Source organism: Psychrobacter sp. KH172YL61, assembly GCF_007182895.1.
Classification (GTDB): domain Bacteria; phylum Pseudomonadota; class Gammaproteobacteria; order Pseudomonadales; family Moraxellaceae; genus Psychrobacter; species Psychrobacter pacificensis.
The window spans coordinates 1,490,775-1,507,186 of record NZ_AP019516.1 but is presented as its reverse complement, the minus strand read 5'-3'; the positions used below and the strand labels follow the sequence as shown (position 1 = coordinate 1,507,186).

The following is a 16,412-nucleotide window of genomic DNA, read 5'->3' as shown; positions in this document are numbered from 1 at the left end:
GATGAATATTTTGGTGATTGGTTCAGGTGGTCGTGAACACGCGCTGGCATGGCAGTGTGCAAAAGATGACAATGTCGAAAATGTCTATATCGCTCCTGGTAATGCTGGCACGGCCCTTGAACCTAAATGCCAAAACGTTGTCTTAACGTCTACTGATGCCAGTGAGCACAGCGCTGTTATCGAATTTTGCCAAAACAATGATATTGACATGGTCATCGTCGGACCAGAAGCACCTTTGGTCACTGGTATCGTTGATGCGTGCCGTGATGCTGGTATCAAAGCATGGGGTCCAACAGCCTACTGCGCTCAATTAGAAGGTTCGAAAACCTTTGCTAAAGAATTCATGGAACAAAACAATATTCCAACGGCTGCTTATCAAGGATTTACAGACGCTACTGCTGCCAAAGCTTACGTTGATGAGCAAGGCGCGCCTATTGTTATCAAAGCTGACGGGCTTGCTGCTGGTAAAGGCGTCATTGTTGCTGAGACTATTGAGCAAGCGCATGAAGCGATTGACGATATGCTAGCGGACAACAAATTCGGTGATGCTGGTAGTCGTGTGGTCATCGAGCAGTTCTTGCAAGGTGAAGAAGCCAGCTTTATTTGCATGATTGATGGTGACAATATCTTGCCAATGGCGACCAGCCAAGATCACAAACGTGCTTTTGAAGGGGGATACGGGTCCCAACACTGGCGGTATGGGTGCTTATTCACCTGCGCCAGTCGTGACCAAAGACGTTCATGACAAAGTGATGTCACAAGTCATTCAGCCAGTCGTCGATGCGATGAAAGACGCAGGACACCCTTATACTGGATTTTTATATGCTGGTCTTATGATTGATAAAGCAGGCGATCCTTATGTCATTGAATTCAATTGCCGCTTTGGTGATCCAGAGACGCAGCCTATTTTGATGCGCCTGCAGTCATCAATGGTAGACTTGGTTGCACAAGGGTTGGCAGGTCAACTGCCTAGCGAAGCCAAATGGGACAACCGCCCTGCTCTAGGTATCGTAGTTGCATCGAAAGGCTATCCTGAAACATCATCGAAAGGCGATGTGATTGCTGGCTTGCCAGAGCTGGACACTACGAACGATAATGCTGTTAAAGTATTTCATGCTGGTACGGCATTCTCGAATGACAATGAGAACGAAGTTGTGACTAACGGTGGTCGTGTATTGTGCGTGACTGCTTTAGCAAATAATATTTCTGAAGCTCAGCAAGCAGCACTAGCAGTCACTGCTGCGATTAGCTTTGATGGTGCGCAATATCGCCGTGATATCGGGCATCATGCCATTGCTCGTGAAAATGCTTGATGAGTTAATCCTTGTCAGATAACGTGAGTTTTCACTCCATATGTCTGATTAAGCAAATATGACTGATACGCTATACATTATTTGACCTAGCATCATGCATGCTAGGTCTTATTTTTGACAGTCATTTTTAGGTCTATTTTTGATGAAATGCTCATAAAAATGAGATGGCGGCTTAATGATAGACCAGACATGAGCACAACTCTCAACATTAAATCGGTAAAATATCACGCAATTATTTTGACTTACAAAGTAACTATCAACAGCCTGTGTGCGCTCATAAAACCCATGCACTTTATATGATACAATTTTATACCCGTGCATCACATCTCCCTTGTATTGTAGGTCTCGAACCCGCAAATCAATACCAACTGGATGAATGATTATATTTATGGCAAATGATACGTCTAAACCTTCTAACAATAAGCAATCAATCGATAGTCTAAAAACCTCAGGGTTTGATCGCCGCATGTCGATTGCTAAAACCTCCTTAAATATTGGTCGTCGTTGGGCGGGTAATAGTGTGTCTGGCATGTTTTGAATAAAGAAGCACGGACCGCACGTAACCAAGCATTTATGGAAGCTCAAGCGAGTTATCTGGCATCAGAGCTTGGTAAATTGAAAGGTTCAGTTGTCAAAATTGGTCAAATGCTAGCCATCTATGGTGAACATATATTGCCACCAGAGATTACGCGTGCCTTGCAAACGCTCAATGATGATACGGCGACGCTTACCTGGCCGACAATTGAGCAAACATTGCGCCAGCTATTGGGTGAAAAACTAAATGAGCTCGATGTTGACCCTGTTCCTATTGGAACGGCTTCTCTGCCCAAGTCCATCGGGCGACAGTATTAGCAACTGGTGAACAAGTCGTGTTGAAAATTCAGTATCCGGGGTGGCCGATGCCATCAACTCTGATCTTGCCCTATTTAAGCGACTACTAAAGGTAAGTAACATCGTCCCCCAAACGCGCGCTCTCGATGCTTGGTTTGAGGAAATACGGGACCTACTCCACCATGAAGTCGATTATGAAGCAGAAGCAGCAACAACAGAGCGTTTCTACGATCGTTTAAGCAATGATCCACGTTATATCGTGCCTAAAATTAATCGTAATTATTCAAAAAAACGTCTGCTATGTATGTCATATGAGCCAGGTATCACTGTCGTGTCTGAAGCACTACAGCTATTGCCTCACGAGCGCCGCAGTGCAATTGGTCAAGCTGCCATCGAAATTATGATGCAAGAGATTTTTGTCTGGGGTGAAATGCAGACGGATCCTAATTTTGGTAACTATTTAGTTCGAGTTAGTGAAAGTACAGACGATATTGATAAACTTGTTTTGCTAGATTTTGGTGCAATTCGTCAATTTGATAGTAATTTGCTTACGATTGCCCGTGGACTATTGAGGGCAGGATATCACCACAACCATCAGGCAATGACTCTAGCGATGACGGGTTATGATTTCTTCGATAGTATGAGTGATAAAGTACGCTCTGATATTGCCTCATTGTTCCTATTGGCTACCGAGCCATTCAGTGATCCTGAGAAAAACGATGACATCCCTACAGATTGTTTGGATGAGCAAAATCGCTATATTTGGGCCAATAGCAAATTGCATTCACGCTTATCCACTAAAGCTACTCGTGCGATGCAATCTTTTGAATTTAACCTTCCTCCAAAAGAATTTATGTTTATTAGCCGCAAATTTATTGGTGCATATACTTTTTTAACAGTGCTTGACGCACATACCAACCCTAATACCTTGGTCAAACCTTATTTATAGTTTTTAGTAGTGCGAAATTTTGGCCGTCCTTTAGTGACGGCTTTTCTGATTTATATTTTTCTGCTTAGGCTATTTTTCGCCTATTATTAAGCTTGCCAATTATCAAACCGGGTTTTATACCATTTTGGCTTACGGATGCTTAACTCCCAGCATACCTCCTGCCGCGCTAGGTACTTCACTTCAAAATGCGTACGCTGGCTGTCGACAGGCACTCGGTAGCGATTATTTGGTAGGCACCAAAGCTTAGCTGCTTGATGCTCTGCATTGTCCATATAAGATTGAATATTGGTGGCCAGTATTATCTCTCCCCCTACTTGCAAGCGAGATAGTAGAAACTCAAAAAGGGCATATTTAGCCATTGCTGATTGGGATTATGCTGTTCAGGATTGGGATAAAGAATAAATATTTTAGCCACACTATTGGGTTTTAGCGCATGCACCGTCCAAGCAATCGCATCTGCATGGATCGCATCTAGGTTCGATAGGTCTTGCAGTGTAGCCAGCTTTGAGAAAGCATCAAACTTATTGCGTGTGCGCTCAATGGCGATCAAATGCTTATCAGGATTTTGCAGGGCAAAGCTAAGTGCATGCTTGCCCTTCCCTGCTCCAATCTCCAAGATTAACGGCTTTTCGTCTTTATTATCACTGATGATTTTTGGAATCATAAAGTCGCGCGGTGCGGAGAGTCGTTGTGGTTGAAAGGCACGCGCTTGCTGATGTGTGAACTCGATATTGTCTATCATCTACTATCCTTAAAGCATTTGTCTTTTGTCATTATTCTGCCCCATGCTATTATATAGCCAATCTAATTGAATAGTAATATAACGACAACTAGTACTCCTCAATTCATCACAATTTATATGATAATAAATAACTATCGTGCGCAAATGATACTAATAACATCAAGGATACTCCCACCTTTATTATGACTGACTCTAATACCAACACTGCACCCAAAACCTACCCTTGCCCACGTTGTGGCACTCAAACTGCTTGGCAAGACAACAAATATAAGCCATTTTGTAGTGGTCGCTGTAAGCTGATCGACTTAGGTGCTTGGGCAAATGAAAAATACACGTTACCTGCAGAAACCACACCTTTTTCTGACGAGCTATAACCTACCTCTTTACTCAATTTATTATACCAAGGATGTTTTACATGTCTGCTACTTACCTAATGCCCACTTATAATCGTCAACCGATCAGCTTTACCCGCGGTGCAGGCAGTTGGCTCTATACAAAAGACGATACGCCATACTTAGATGCCTTAACTGGTATCGCGGTATGTGGATTAGGACATTGCCATCCACAAGTGACCGACGCTATTCAACAGCAGGCAGCGACCTTGGTTCATACCAGCAATCTGTTCGGTATCGACTGGCAAGAGCGCGCAGGAGAGAAACTATGTACGTCAGCTCAAATGGATAGTGTGTTTTTTGCCAATAGTGGCGCTGAAGCAAATGAAGCGGCACTAAAGCTTGCACGCCTGTATGCGTCGCAACAAGGCTTTGCACGCCCAAAAGTCATCGTGATGGAGCAGTCATTCCACGGCCGTACATTACTATCACTATCGGCCACTGCTAACCCAAAAGCCCGCGAAGGGTTTTATACTCTAGATGACGACTTTATCCGTGTGCCATTTGGTGACATTGCCGCGATAAAGCAAGCGGCGTTAGACCATGAGGACATCTGCGCCATTTTTGTAGAGCCGATCCAAGGTGAAGGTGGTCTTAATACTGCGGCCAATGGCTTTACCTATTTAGAAGAGCTACAAGCAGAGTGTGATGCTTATAACTGGTTATTCATGCTTGATGAGGTGCAAACCGGCAATGGTCGTACTGGTAAATATTTTGCCTATCAGCATAGCAATGCGCGCCCTGATGTATTGACGACTGCCAAAGGCTTGGGAAATGGATTTCCAGTCGGCGCTTGTATGGTACGTGGGCGTGCCAATGGATTATTTGGTGCAGGGAGTCATGGCTCTACTTACGGTGGTACGCCATTAGCCAGTCGCGTGGTACATAGCGTGTACGATGTACTTGCAAATAGCGACATCATGGAGAATGCGGTGACGGAAGGATTGTTTATCCGAGAAAGTCTCGTCAATGCACTAGGACAACACGGCGTAAGTAGCCGCGGTGCCGGTATGATGATTGGTATTGCGCTACCTGAAGACATGGATTGTAGCCAATTGGTAGATCGTGCCCGTGACGAGCAAAAACTTATCATCAATGTGACAGGTGGCCATGTGGTACGTTTGCTACCACCGCTCAATATGAGCCGTGATGAAAGCACACAAGTCGCTGAACGATTGATCAACTTATTAAAGCCAACATTCTAAAGCTTGCTTGAATATGTAGCATGTAATAAAAAAGCCTATGGACAACTCTATCCATAGGCTTTTTGCTGACCGATTATTGAAACAACCAATATTTAGTCTGCATAACACTTAGTTTGCATGAAAATATTTCTTCAGTACTTCTAGGCAACGAGTGATTTTAGCTGGTTGTTGGTCGCGGTTTAAGGTAACGGCATATAGTACAAAGCTCGGCAACTGATAACCAGTCAATACCTCTACCAACTCTCCACTCTCAAGCTCTTTTTTGATGTCCATTTCCATCATTCTCACCAAGCCATGACCTTCTTTAGCTAAGGTTGTCGCCATGAAGACATTGTTGGTGTAGATACGTGAGTTCATTTTTACACGCGTTTTTTTGTTGGTCTCTGTCTGAATCATATCAATCTGATTGGCATCTTTCATGATTTCAATACAAATTAATTGATGATCAGCCAAATCTTTTGGTGTATTAATCTTAGGATGCTGACGCAGATATTGGGGTGAAGCCACGAGTAACTGGCGCACATCGGTGAGCGGATAGCTACTTAGACTCGAGTCATTAATCGATGGACTCATGCGAATCGCGATGTCGATACGTTCATCAATCATATCGATATAATGATTGTCTGCGAGATAAGTGACACTCAGATCATCATGCGCAGCCATCCATGTAGAAAGCGCTGGCAATATATGATTTACGCCAAGCTCAGGCGTCGTCGACACCCGTAGACTACCTGCTAGCTCATCACGCAATTGATTAACTTTGATTCGACCTTGCTCAGCCGCGCTGACCACATCTTTGCCGACTCATAAAAGCTCTCACCAGCTTCCGTTAAGCTGAGCTTACGAGTCGAGCGATGCAATAGCACAACGCCAAGCTCATTCTCTAGTGAACGAATTTGCTGACTGACTGCACTAGTAGTAATACCAAGCTCGCGAGCAGAACCACTAAAAGAGCCGTGTCCGACCACACTGGCGAACACAGCCATACCGCGTAAATTATCCAACATATTCTCACCTAAACTTCATTTCAGTTTTTAATATAACTTAACCATTATAACGAATTTTAATTTATATTATCGTTATTAAATATTTTTCATTTTTTAAGAAGGCAAATTGCTTATTCAAAAGAACAAAAAAATATCAAGGCGATAGCACAATATCACCTTGATATTTTATATAAAACCATTGCTAAAACATATCTATATTTTTAAATGATGTTAATAACAGCTTTTTTTGAAACTTAATATAGCTGTACCTTACCCATTTTTCCTTCACCGCGCTCAGTCAAATATTGCATGACGGGTGTATGTCGCAACTTCATCTCAGCAACCGTTTTGGCTTGCTCCAAACGTTTTTGCTGGCGACGCTCTGGTGTTTTGTTATCGCTTTGCATAATACTACTATCAATTTTTAAATCAATCTCTGCACTTGTGAACTGTTGCTGCAGCTTAGCAGCTAACTGCTGGAAAGTCGCTTGTAAATGTCTACTATCGACACTGGTCAAAAAAGTGGCTGTGCCATTACATTGACCTACCATCGTACCTTGACGGGCAAGTGCCAGCTCGTCCTGTGCCAACACTTCTGCCTCACGAGCTGTCTGTAGCCAGTAATCCCATTTTTCCGAGTTCCACTCCCCCTGTCAGCTCTTGAGGGGCGCAGCGTAATAAAGTACGAGGATCTTCATCTGATGGTACTGCTAACTGAGAATCATTTGCGTCAGGCTCAACAATTGGTTCAGGCTCAACAATTGGTTCAGGCTCAACAATTGGTTCAGGCTCAACAATTGGCTCAGGGCCAGTAGCCGCTGACAGTGTCACATCATTATCATCAATAGTGCTTTGAGGCTCATCTAGAGGCTGTGGATGGTAGTCAACATCGTAAGCCTCTAATGGGGCTGAGGCTTCATGCGTCATAGCATTTGGAACCGACTCTGCTGCTGCGATAGAGGCCATATTATTGCCATAGTTATCAGTCAACACTTCATCGACAGGCAAAGGGCGAAACGCCAGCAGTCGCAAAATGCACATCTCAAGCGCTTGCATCGGCGTACTAGCAAGCTTGACGCCTTCACGTGCTTGTACAACAATTTCATAGTATAGCTGTAGCACATCAGGGCTAATATGTTGGGCAAGTGTATAGATGTTTTTGGCTTGCGCCTCATTGACATTGAGAGCGACCTCAGGCAACAGTTGGGTCAATGCCAATTGATGGAGTAGCTCAGCAAGCCCATCAAACATACTCGTTGCATCAACCATTTGCGCGCGCATTTGCTCAATATGCGCGGCAACAGCGGTTTTGTCATGGTTATAAATATCTGTGATCAATCGTACCAAGTCGGCAGAGTCAATAAGACCAAGCATTGCATTGACAGTGGCATCATCAAGTGACCCTTGACCAAATGCAATGGCCTGGTCTGTCAGTGACAATGCATCACGCACAGAGCCTTTAGCCGCACTTGCCAGTTGCCAAATGGCAGGCTGAGTATACCCAACCTGCTCTTGGGTTAAAATATTTGCTAGATGCTCGCTAAGTAATGTTTGTGGTAATGGACGCAATACGAACTGCAAGCAGCGCGAAATAATCGTAATCGGTAATTTTTGTGGATCAGTGGTCGCTAGCAAAAACTTTACATGCTCAGGTGGCTCTTCTAACGTTTTGAGGAGTGCATTGAAGCTGTGGGTCGACAGCATATGCACCTCATCAATGAGGTACACCTTATATCGCCCTTGGCTTGGCGCATAAGGCACATTGTCAAGCAGCTCACGCGTGTCCTCGACCTTGGTACGAGAGGCGGCATCAATCTCAATAAGATCAATAAAACGTCCCTGATCAATCGCCACACAATTATCACAAACACCGCACGGCGTGCTAGTAATACCCGTATCACAGTTCAAGCATTTAGATAAAATACGCGCAATCGTCGTCTTACCCACACCTCGGGTACCAGTAAACAGATACGCATGATGCAAGCGATTATAATCAATCGCATTAATCAGCGCTTGCGAGACATGCGTCTGCCCAATCAACTCATGAAAGTTTTTGGGTCGATATTTGCGAGCTAAAACTTGATATTGCTGCGACATAGCTATCCATTGTGCCAAGTAATTAATATTCTTATTTTTAATACGATTTTTCGGTATTCATTATAGCAAAAAGCCAGCGCATTCGTCTGGCTTCTTGCTGATTTGATTATGACTCAGCCGCGCTTAATAAGCGGCTTTGGTTAACGACTCATTCATCATTAATCGTGTTTGCGGCGCATGTGGGAATAAAATCACATCACGGATACTGGCAGAGTCAGTAAATAGCATCACAAGGCGATCAATACCAATACCTTCGCCTGCTGTTGGCGGCAGACCGTAAGACAATGCTTCGATATATTCTTCATCAAAGTGCATGGCTTCATCATCGCCTGCATCTTTTTCGGCAACCTGACCACGGAAGCGCTCAGCTTGATCCGCTGGATCATTAAGCTCGCTAAAACCATTCGCCAACTCGCGACCACCAATAAACAACTCAAAACGATCGGTAATCTCAGGATTGTCATCATTACGGCGTGCCAATGGTGACGTTTCAGCTGGATATTCAGTAATAAACGTTGGTTGACGTAATTGATGCTCAGCCGTTTCTTCAAAGATGATGGTTTTGAGCTTGCCCACACCGAACACCTCTTTGACCTGCTGTTTAAGGGTCACTGAGGCGTATTGTGCCAGATAGTCACGATCGTCGATACGTGACATATCAAAGTCTTTGGCATATTTTGCAATGGCGTCAGACATGGATAGACGAGCAAATGGCGCTTTTAGGCTGATGGCTTCTTCTTGATAGGTAATCTCTGTCGTACCCAAGACATCTATCGCTAGCTGATTAAACATGCGCTCAGTCAAGTCCATCAAATCATGATAATCAGCATAGGCTTGATAAAACTCAATCATGGTAAATTCAGGGTTGTGTCGGGTTGAGACCCCTTCGTTACGGAAGCTACGGTTAATCTCAAATACTCGCTCAAACCCACCAACGACTAAACGCTTGAGATAAAGCTCAGGCGCGATACGCAAGTATAATGGCATATCCAAAGCATTATGATGTGTCTCAAATGGACGAGCCACCGCGCCACCTGGAATGGGATGCATCATTGGCGTTTCAACTTCCATAAAACGCTCATTCAGCATAAACTGACGAATGCCGCTGACGATCTGACTGCGAACCATAAAGGTATCGCGAGTCGTCTCATTGGTCATCAAATCAAGATGACGGTTGCGATAGCGCGCTTCTACATCTGCTAGGCCATGGAACTTATTTGGCATCGGACGTAGGGTCTTAGTCAACAGCGTAATCTCTTCAATATGCACATATAAATCGCCTTTACCTGAGCGACCAATATAGCCTGACACACCAACAATATCACCTAAATCCAAAGATTTGATGCTTGCACGCGTTTCCTCATCAAGCTCTTTACGTGCCACATATAATTGGATGCGACCTGTCATGTCTTGGATAACGATGAATGAGCCACGGTTTAACATGACACGGCCCGCCACATTGACCTGTGTTTTGTCACCATTCGCCGCTTTTTCTTCAATTTCTTGTTTTGACACACCATCAAAAGCCGTTTGCAAATCTTTTGCATAATGGGTGCGTTTAAAGGTGTTTGGGTACGGCTGTTTATCTGAGGCAGTGATATCATCTAGCTTGGCTTGAAGTTGCGCGATCAGTTCATTGGTGTCTTCTGGCGCTTGGGTTTGGTCTTGGTTATTTGTTGACATAAAACTCTCATAATACGATAGCCGTAAACTATCTTTAGTTAATATTTGATACTCAAAACAATAGTATCTCAAATAGAGGAGACCTAGTGAATAAGACTTTCATAAGGAATGTGCAGCCCTTCATGTAGTTTTCTTATCATTGGCAAACTCAATCGGCGTTTACGATTTAATACTTCAGATACTTTACTTGCCGATCCCAAATAAGGTGTCAAATCCTTTCTACTTAAATTTAGATTTTCCATCTGAAAATAATAGCATCGACAGCTTCGGCATGTTCGATAGGATAATATTTGTTTTCGTAAGCTTCAATTAAGGTTACTAGCACTTCACGCTCGTCAGCCTCAGGTGTACCCTCATCAGCTTGAAACACAGCTTGTAGCTGAGCAAATGCATGTGCTAGATCTTGATCATTACGAATTGGTTTAATATTCATTGACAACCTCCACATCAATTTTATCGTATTCACTATGAGTACCGATGAACTTGACCCAAGCAATACCAGCCTGATACTGCATCTCAACCACCAATCGGTATTTATTGCCTGCAATATTAAAAACGACTCTATTATTAGCGCAAATACTCGCATTCTTAAAATCGTTTTTGATATCTTGCGGCGATTGCCAACTGGCTTTTAGTGCAAAATCATGCCAAGCTTCTAGCTGACCTTTTGCATCACCATTGTTAGGCTGTTCCCAGAATTTACGTAAACTGCTTTTGGCAATAACTCTCATATGACTTAGTGTATAGTATCCAATTATATTCCCAATTTGGGAATATGGCAACGCTAATCGCTATACCCCTTCTTAACCTCACTCGCATAGTTCACCGCTATGGCTTACATTTCGCCGCCGATGCTGGCCATCAAGTCAGCCTGATGCTCACGTAACAGTGCATCAAGAATCTCATCCAAGTCACCTTCCATGATGGAGTCAAGCTTGTATAAGGTCAGGTTGATACGATGATCGGTCATGCGCCCTTGCGGGAAATTATAGGTGCGAATACGCTCTGAGCGGTCGCCACTACCGACCAAGTCACGGCGTATAGAGTCCGCTACATCGACCTGCGCTTGTACTTTGGCTTGCTGGATTTTAGAGACCAGCATTTTCATCGCATGTGCACGGTTTTTGTGCTGGCTACGCTCTTGTTGACACTCTACCACAGTACCCGTGGGAATATGCGTCAAACGTACGGCTGAGTCAGTGGTGTTAACGTGCTGACCACCCGCGCCACTTGAGCGAAAGGTGTCCATCTTAATATCCGCAGGATTGATATCAACGGTATCATCGATTTCAACTTCTGGCATGACTGCAACCGTACAAGCTGACGTATGCACGCGACCTTGACTTTCGGTCTCAGGGACACGCTGTACACGGTGAGCGCCAGACTCAAACTTTAAACGTCCATAGACGCTATTACCCGATACGCGAGTAATGATTTCTTTATAACCGCCGTGTTCACCTTCGTTCGCGGATAGAACTTCAACAGTCCAGCCCTGGGTTTGCGCGTATTTTTGATACATGCGGAACAAATCACCAGAGAAAATCGCTGCTTCATCACCGCCCGTCCCAGCACGAATCTCCAAGAATGCTGGCACCTTATCGTTAGGATCTTTTGGTAGCATCATGACATTAAGCGCTTCTTCCATCTCTACAATGGTATCACGTGCCGTTTCAATCTCATCGAGCATCATCTCTTTCATGTCAGGATCTGTCGCGTCAGCTAGCATCGCTTCTGCATCGGCTTGATCCGTTTCTGCATTCAGATAGTTCTGCCATAAGGTCGTGATGTCCATCAAGTCGCTGTGCTCGACAGACAATTCGCGAAATTTATTATTATCACTGATGACACTAGGATCTGATAACAAGGCGGTGACCTCTTCATAACGGTCTACCATCTGGTCTAAACGCAGGCGTAAGGATTCTTTCATAAAAGGACTTTTAATTGGATAAGAGGAATAAGCTCGTGATTATAGCAAATTTTTTGGGGTAAATTAAAACCTCTAAGCATTCTTCTCAATATTCGCAGCAATCTTGTCACTATACTCTCAAATATCTCTACTTATTCTTAAATAAAGATACTTGGTTCTGATACCATTAGTAGACAAAAAAATAGCTAAGAAGACTCTTAGCTATTTTTATCTATCAAAAACATCGTATTAAAACGTTAGACTTTACGAACCAATACTGAGCCAATAGAATAACCGGCACCAAATGAGCAAATAACACCTAGATCACCTGACGCTAGCTCATCCTTATAGCGATGGAATACAATCATTGGGCTCGCTGAGCTGGTATTGGCAAATTCAGCAATCACGCTTGGTGCGATTGATTTGTCAGCATCTTTACCGATGACAGTGCGTAAAATCAAATCTATCATGTTGGCATTAGCTTGATGTAGCCACATCATCTTAACATCAGAGGTCGGTATATCATTTTCTTGCAGATGCTCAGTGATAACTTCAGACACCTTTGGACAAACTTCACGGAATACTTTGCGACCATTTTGCAAAAACAGTTTATCAGTGACCGGCGCTTTGATGTCTGGATACATCTCCGTTTGCGCGGCTAGATACTCTGAGCGATCCATAAAGCCATATTCGTTTTTGATGTTGGTCGAAAACTGAGTAAATAGCTTAGCGTTTAGAATCTCATAACCCTTTGGCGTGTCTAATTCTTCAACAATAGTCGCCGTTGCTACATCACCAAAAATAAAGTGGCTGTCACGATTGCGCCAGTTTAGATGCGCCGAGGTAATCTCGACATTGACCACAGCCACACGTTTGGCAAGACCAGAGATGATAGAACCATGCGCTTGTGATAGGCCAAACGTTGCCGCACTACACGCAACGTTCATATCATAAGCGAAGCCGCCAACCATACCAATGGCATTTTGGATTTCAATAGCAACCGCAGGATAAGTGCGCTGGAAGTTTGAGCAAGCAAGGATAATACCATCTAGATCGTTGGCCTCAAGTCCAGCATCAGCCAATGCGTCTTTTAACGCAGCCGCGCCCATTTCTGCCATCACAGACAGCTCTTCACCTAAGTTACGATAGGCAATGACTGGTGCCATGATTTCAGGGTCTAAAATACCGTCTTTTCCATCACATAACGTGATTTGATACCAGATACTTTTTCGATGAAAGCAGCTGAAGAAGGCTCAAGTGCCGTCATTGTCTCTGCAGCTATCTCTTCAGCATGTTCGGTATTATAGTTTTCAACATACTGGTTAAATGACTCAACTAGCTCTTCGTTACTAATACTGTAAGGTGGAATATAAAGACCAGTGCCTGTGATACAAGTCGTCATGATACGCTTCCTTGTCTACTACTGTGGTGCTTGGAATAAGCATAAAAGTGGAAAATAATAGCCATTCAAATTCAGTGAATAACTGTAAACTTAAAATCAGTGTGTTTATTATGCCTGAATATTAAATTTTTTCTAATGCTTTGTTACAAATAATCTGTTTCTGGCGATAAATAAGCAAAGACTCACGTCATTCTTTGATAGCTACGTTATAATTAGCGCCATTTTGCTCTGTATAACCACCCAAACACATCGATACACGCTCATCTTTAGGAATACTAATGGCAGAACTTCTTACTTGGTTATTTGGTCAATATGCGGATTACTCCACGACATTTATCGTCTTAGAGTTGATTGCCGTGGTTTTTGGTGTGGCAAGTGTCTTGCTTGCCAGCAGAACCAATATCTTAGTCTTTCCAATTGGCTTAATCAGCACTGCGATATTTGTATATTTACTATGGAAATGGCAGCTGTTTGGCGATATGTTCATCAATGCTTACTATACGGTGATGAGTTTATATGGTTGGATTAACTGGTCAAAGAACAAAAGAATCAGCCTATAGAGACACATGAGTCAAACAACGTCCGTATTGAGCATTTGCATGCAGGCGATGTACCTATCTTGTCTGCTTTGGCAATAGCAACCATGTCTTTTGTGGCGCTGATATACTATTTCCGTCCGGTGATTAATAACGGCTTTAGTTTTGATGGTGCCGTTCTTGGTGTACATTTATTCACTTGGGTGGACTATACTGACATGCTCACCACGGCTCTGTTTTTGATGGCCATGTGGCTTATGGCACGGCGCAAAATTGAGCATTGGATACTATGGATCATTGCTAATGCGATATCAGTACCACTATACTTTTATAAAGGCTTTACTTTTACCGCGCTACAATATGTAGTCTTCACTCTCATTGCAATCTGGGCCTATTATGAATGGCAACGACGCTACCGTGTACAACCTCGAACAGCATACGCCTGAATCTGTCATTACTGTCGCAGTTTTGGGCGCAGAAAGTACGGGGAAAACAACCCTGTGCCGTGATTTGGCAGCGCATTTCGATAGTCTGTGGGTGTCAGAATATATGCGTACTTACTTGCAAGCGAAGTGGGATGATGAGCAGCTTACTTGTACATGGGATGACCTGCTACCTATCGCACAAGGTCAGATTGCGTTAGAGAACAAACTGGCTAAACAAGTCACCCAAACGTCTAATGAAAACCGCTATTTGTTTTGTGATACCAGTCTGTTTGAGCTAATGGTCTACTCTCATTGGTATTATGGTAACTGCCCCACCGCTCTTGAGCAAGCAGCATTGGCACATCATTATGATTTGATACTATTGACTAAGGTTGATATACCTTGGGTGGCTGATGACCTGCGAGACAGTCCGTACCAACGTGATGAGATAAGCGCCTATTTTGCCAGTCAATTAAGCAAGCATCAAAAACCTTTTGTGCGTATTAGTGGCGATAGAAAAGAACGTGTCCGGCAAGTAATCGCGCAGCTCGCTCATCTCGGTAATCCCTAGAATGGTTTTCCACATACTATTCATCTTCCTTGCATATTTTCTCGCTACCTCCTCTCTATGATGTCTATTAACGCCGCAGCCAACTGTATCAGCAGCTGTGGATTCAAGACATTTAGGAGGCGCCAACATGCAAAAACACTATTAACCAAATTATTTTTTATGTCCTATTGCTACCACTTGCTGAGCAAATTGTCTTTTGGCAAGTATATACTATAGCCGCTAGCGCGTGCGTGGGACTTATTGGTTGGTATAGCTACTATGTATTTGGCGGTTTGAAACGGGCTTTACTCTTTACCGCAACACTTGCTGGACTATATGTTGCCTTTTTCGGCATTTTAATTACAGAAGATCTCAATCTATTACTGGGCGCGATATTCTGCTTTATGGTACTTGCCTGTGTCATGGTGATGACTCGCAAACTTGACTGGTACAAAGTCACATAAGCCAAGCGCTGTATAAATAAAGTCACATAAACTGATAATAGTTTGAATTAATGCTGCCTTAGCTTAGTTGATAAGGCAGCATTATCGTTATATTAGCCTAGTCGTTACGCTACTTGACTATCTGATTGTTTAACGCTTTAGCCCAATTATTGCAATCATCCCTCACAGCGCGGGCAGCATTTATCAGCTTCTAATATTTGCTCGACATAACCACAATACATGCAGGCGTAATGAGCCCCTATCTCTACTTGCTCAACAGCTTGATATTGCTTGGGAAACAGCGGCATGCCGTAAACTGTATTTTCAGAGGAATGCAATAAAATACTAAAGTTGCCGTCCGTCTCAAGCAAACCGATGCGCACTTGACCCAAATGCTCAACGCCCTGTTGACGCATTTCAGCAAAAAAACTCATCGTGAGACATTTTGCCTTTCTTAATTTTATCGAGCACCAGCATGCTATCTTCTACGATATAAAGTGACTTGCCTTCCAATAAGTCTTCAAAAGGCTGCCATTTCATCATAACCCACGTACAGATTCGGTAAAGAACAATGACTGAACCCATGATTAGTACGGCTTGAATAATCGGCAAATCCTCAGTAAACATAGGGTCACCCGCGATAGAGCCAAGTGATAGGGATGATGGTCAGCTCAAAGATAGAAAGCTGACGAATGCCGCGCTTGCCAGTGAAGCGCAAGAACGTGATAATTAATACAAACATGACGGTGACACGTATTAAGATTTCAACGGCAAACGACCAAGTTGTGTCATGAATAAAAATACTTGCCCAATCCATATTCTCATTTCCAATTTATTTATCTGATGTATTGTGTTTAATGAATGATGTTCTAATAGTTCGTTTGATGCGAAGCACATCATCCCTATTTTCAGACCTTATCGTCAATACAACTATCGTTATTCGTATTTAAGA

General features: G+C 43.3%; 11 protein-coding genes and 7 pseudogenes. 8 read left to right on the top strand and 10 right to left on the bottom strand.

The window, feature by feature from the left end; genetic code table 11:
- Window position 1 precedes the first annotated feature (1 nt).
- Window positions 2–1,313, top strand: a pseudogene (gene purD / locus PKHYL_RS08025) (phosphoribosylamine--glycine ligase).
- 388 nt (window positions 1,314–1,701) lie between these two features.
- Window positions 1,702–3,093: pseudogene (locus tag PKHYL_RS08020) on the top strand (ABC1 kinase family protein).
- 86 nt (window positions 3,094–3,179) lie between these two features.
- On the opposite strand, the pseudogene PKHYL_RS08015 reads toward PKHYL_RS08020, so the two are convergent.
- A pseudogene (locus PKHYL_RS08015) lies at window positions 3,180–3,835 on the bottom strand (SAM-dependent methyltransferase).
- Window positions 3,836–4,017: 182 nt separating this feature from the next.
- Between PKHYL_RS08015 and PKHYL_RS08010 the strand changes: the two are divergent.
- Complete coding sequence (locus PKHYL_RS08010) at window positions 4,018–4,209, top strand: DNA gyrase inhibitor YacG (protein WP_240366420.1); 192 nt, start codon at window positions 4,018–4,020, stop codon at window positions 4,207–4,209.
- Window positions 4,210–4,250: 41 nt separating this feature from the next.
- Window positions 4,251–5,432: an aspartate aminotransferase family protein gene (locus PKHYL_RS08005; protein WP_093071001.1), complete on the top strand. Its 1,182-nt coding sequence runs from the start codon at window positions 4,251–4,253 to the stop codon at window positions 5,430–5,432.
- A 108-nt stretch (window positions 5,433–5,540) separates the two neighbouring features.
- Here PKHYL_RS08005 and PKHYL_RS08000 read toward each other — a convergent pair.
- The 8 genes and pseudogenes from PKHYL_RS08000 to PKHYL_RS07965 form a co-directional block, all read right to left on the bottom strand.
- Window positions 5,541–6,439 (bottom strand): annotated as a pseudogene (locus PKHYL_RS08000) (LysR family transcriptional regulator).
- Window positions 6,440–6,672: 233 nt separating this feature from the next.
- Window positions 6,673–7,008 (bottom strand): hypothetical protein, encoded by a 336-nt coding sequence (locus PKHYL_RS07995; RefSeq protein WP_093070999.1) that lies wholly within the window; start codon window positions 7,006–7,008, stop codon window positions 6,673–6,675.
- 280 nt (window positions 7,009–7,288) lie between these two features.
- A pseudogene (gene dnaX / locus PKHYL_RS07990) lies at window positions 7,289–8,515 on the bottom strand (DNA polymerase III subunit gamma/tau); the annotation flags it as partial.
- A 123-nt stretch (window positions 8,516–8,638) separates the two neighbouring features.
- Window positions 8,639–10,198 carry a lysine--tRNA ligase gene (gene lysS / locus PKHYL_RS07985; protein WP_240366418.1) on the bottom strand — a complete coding sequence of 520 codons (1,560 nt, stop codon included), beginning with the start codon at window positions 10,196–10,198 and terminating at the stop codon, window positions 8,639–8,641.
- A gap of 229 nt (window positions 10,199–10,427) precedes the next feature.
- Window positions 10,428–10,631: a hypothetical protein gene (locus PKHYL_RS07980; protein ID WP_240366417.1), complete on the bottom strand. Its 204-nt coding sequence runs from the start codon at window positions 10,629–10,631 to the stop codon at window positions 10,428–10,430.
- A complete protein-coding gene (locus PKHYL_RS07975; RefSeq protein WP_071001598.1) occupies window positions 10,621–10,929 on the bottom strand; it encodes a type II toxin-antitoxin system HigB family toxin in 309 nt (102 codons plus the stop codon). Before PKHYL_RS07975 ends, PKHYL_RS07980 begins: the two co-directional genes overlap by 11 nt.
- A 104-nt stretch (window positions 10,930–11,033) precedes the next feature.
- Window positions 11,034–12,125, bottom strand: coding sequence for a peptide chain release factor 1 (prfA, locus tag PKHYL_RS07970; protein WP_058024705.1), 1,092 nt, complete (start codon window positions 12,123–12,125; stop codon window positions 11,034–11,036).
- Window positions 12,126–12,361: 236 nt separating this feature from the next.
- Window positions 12,362–13,506 (bottom strand): annotated as a pseudogene (locus PKHYL_RS07965) (beta-ketoacyl-ACP synthase III).
- A gap of 278 nt (window positions 13,507–13,784) precedes the next feature.
- Between PKHYL_RS07965 and pnuC the strand changes: the two are divergent.
- The 4 genes from pnuC to PKHYL_RS18745 all read left to right on the top strand — a co-directional run bounded on the left by pnuC (window position 13,785) and on the right by PKHYL_RS18745 (window position 15,481).
- Complete coding sequence (gene pnuC / locus PKHYL_RS17430; protein WP_269778304.1) at window positions 13,785–14,066, top strand: nicotinamide riboside transporter PnuC; 282 nt, start codon at window positions 13,785–13,787, stop codon at window positions 14,064–14,066.
- A gap of 35 nt (window positions 14,067–14,101) precedes the next feature.
- Entirely contained in the window at window positions 14,102–14,488 is a 387-nt protein-coding gene (locus PKHYL_RS17425) for a nicotinamide mononucleotide transporter family protein (RefSeq protein WP_269778303.1), read from the top strand.
- Entirely contained in the window at window positions 14,460–15,038 is a 579-nt protein-coding gene (locus PKHYL_RS07955) for an AAA family ATPase (protein ID WP_240366416.1), read from the top strand. The genes PKHYL_RS17425 and PKHYL_RS07955 overlap by 29 nt, the downstream gene beginning before the upstream one ends.
- Window positions 15,039–15,205: 167 nt before the next feature.
- Window positions 15,206–15,481, top strand: coding sequence for an inner membrane CreD family protein (locus PKHYL_RS18745; RefSeq protein ID WP_167669406.1), 276 nt, complete (start codon window positions 15,206–15,208; stop codon window positions 15,479–15,481).
- A gap of 109 nt (window positions 15,482–15,590) precedes the next feature.
- Here PKHYL_RS18745 and PKHYL_RS07950 read toward each other — a convergent pair.
- Window positions 15,591–16,277, bottom strand: a pseudogene (locus tag PKHYL_RS07950) (DUF421 domain-containing protein).
- Between the last annotated feature and the right edge of the window lie 135 nt (window positions 16,278–16,412).

Coding starts and splice junctions, on each gene's coding strand:
- PKHYL_RS08010 (WP_240366420.1), top strand. CDS start 4,018: ATGACTGACTCTAATACCAACACTGCACCCAAAACCTACCCTTGCCCA.
- PKHYL_RS08005 (WP_093071001.1), top strand. CDS start 4,251: ATGTCTGCTACTTACCTAATGCCCACTTATAATCGTCAACCGATCAGC.
- lysS (WP_240366418.1), bottom strand. CDS start 10,198: ATGTCAACAAATAACCAAGACCAAACCCAAGCGCCAGAAGACACCAAT.
- PKHYL_RS07980 (WP_240366417.1), bottom strand. CDS start 10,631: ATGAATATTAAACCAATTCGTAATGATCAAGATCTAGCACATGCATTT.
- PKHYL_RS07975 (WP_071001598.1), bottom strand. CDS start 10,929: ATGAGAGTTATTGCCAAAAGCAGTTTACGTAAATTCTGGGAACAGCCT.
- prfA (WP_058024705.1), bottom strand. CDS start 12,125: ATGAAAGAATCCTTACGCCTGCGTTTAGACCAGATGGTAGACCGTTAT.
- pnuC (WP_269778304.1), top strand. CDS start 13,785: ATGGCAGAACTTCTTACTTGGTTATTTGGTCAATATGCGGATTACTCC.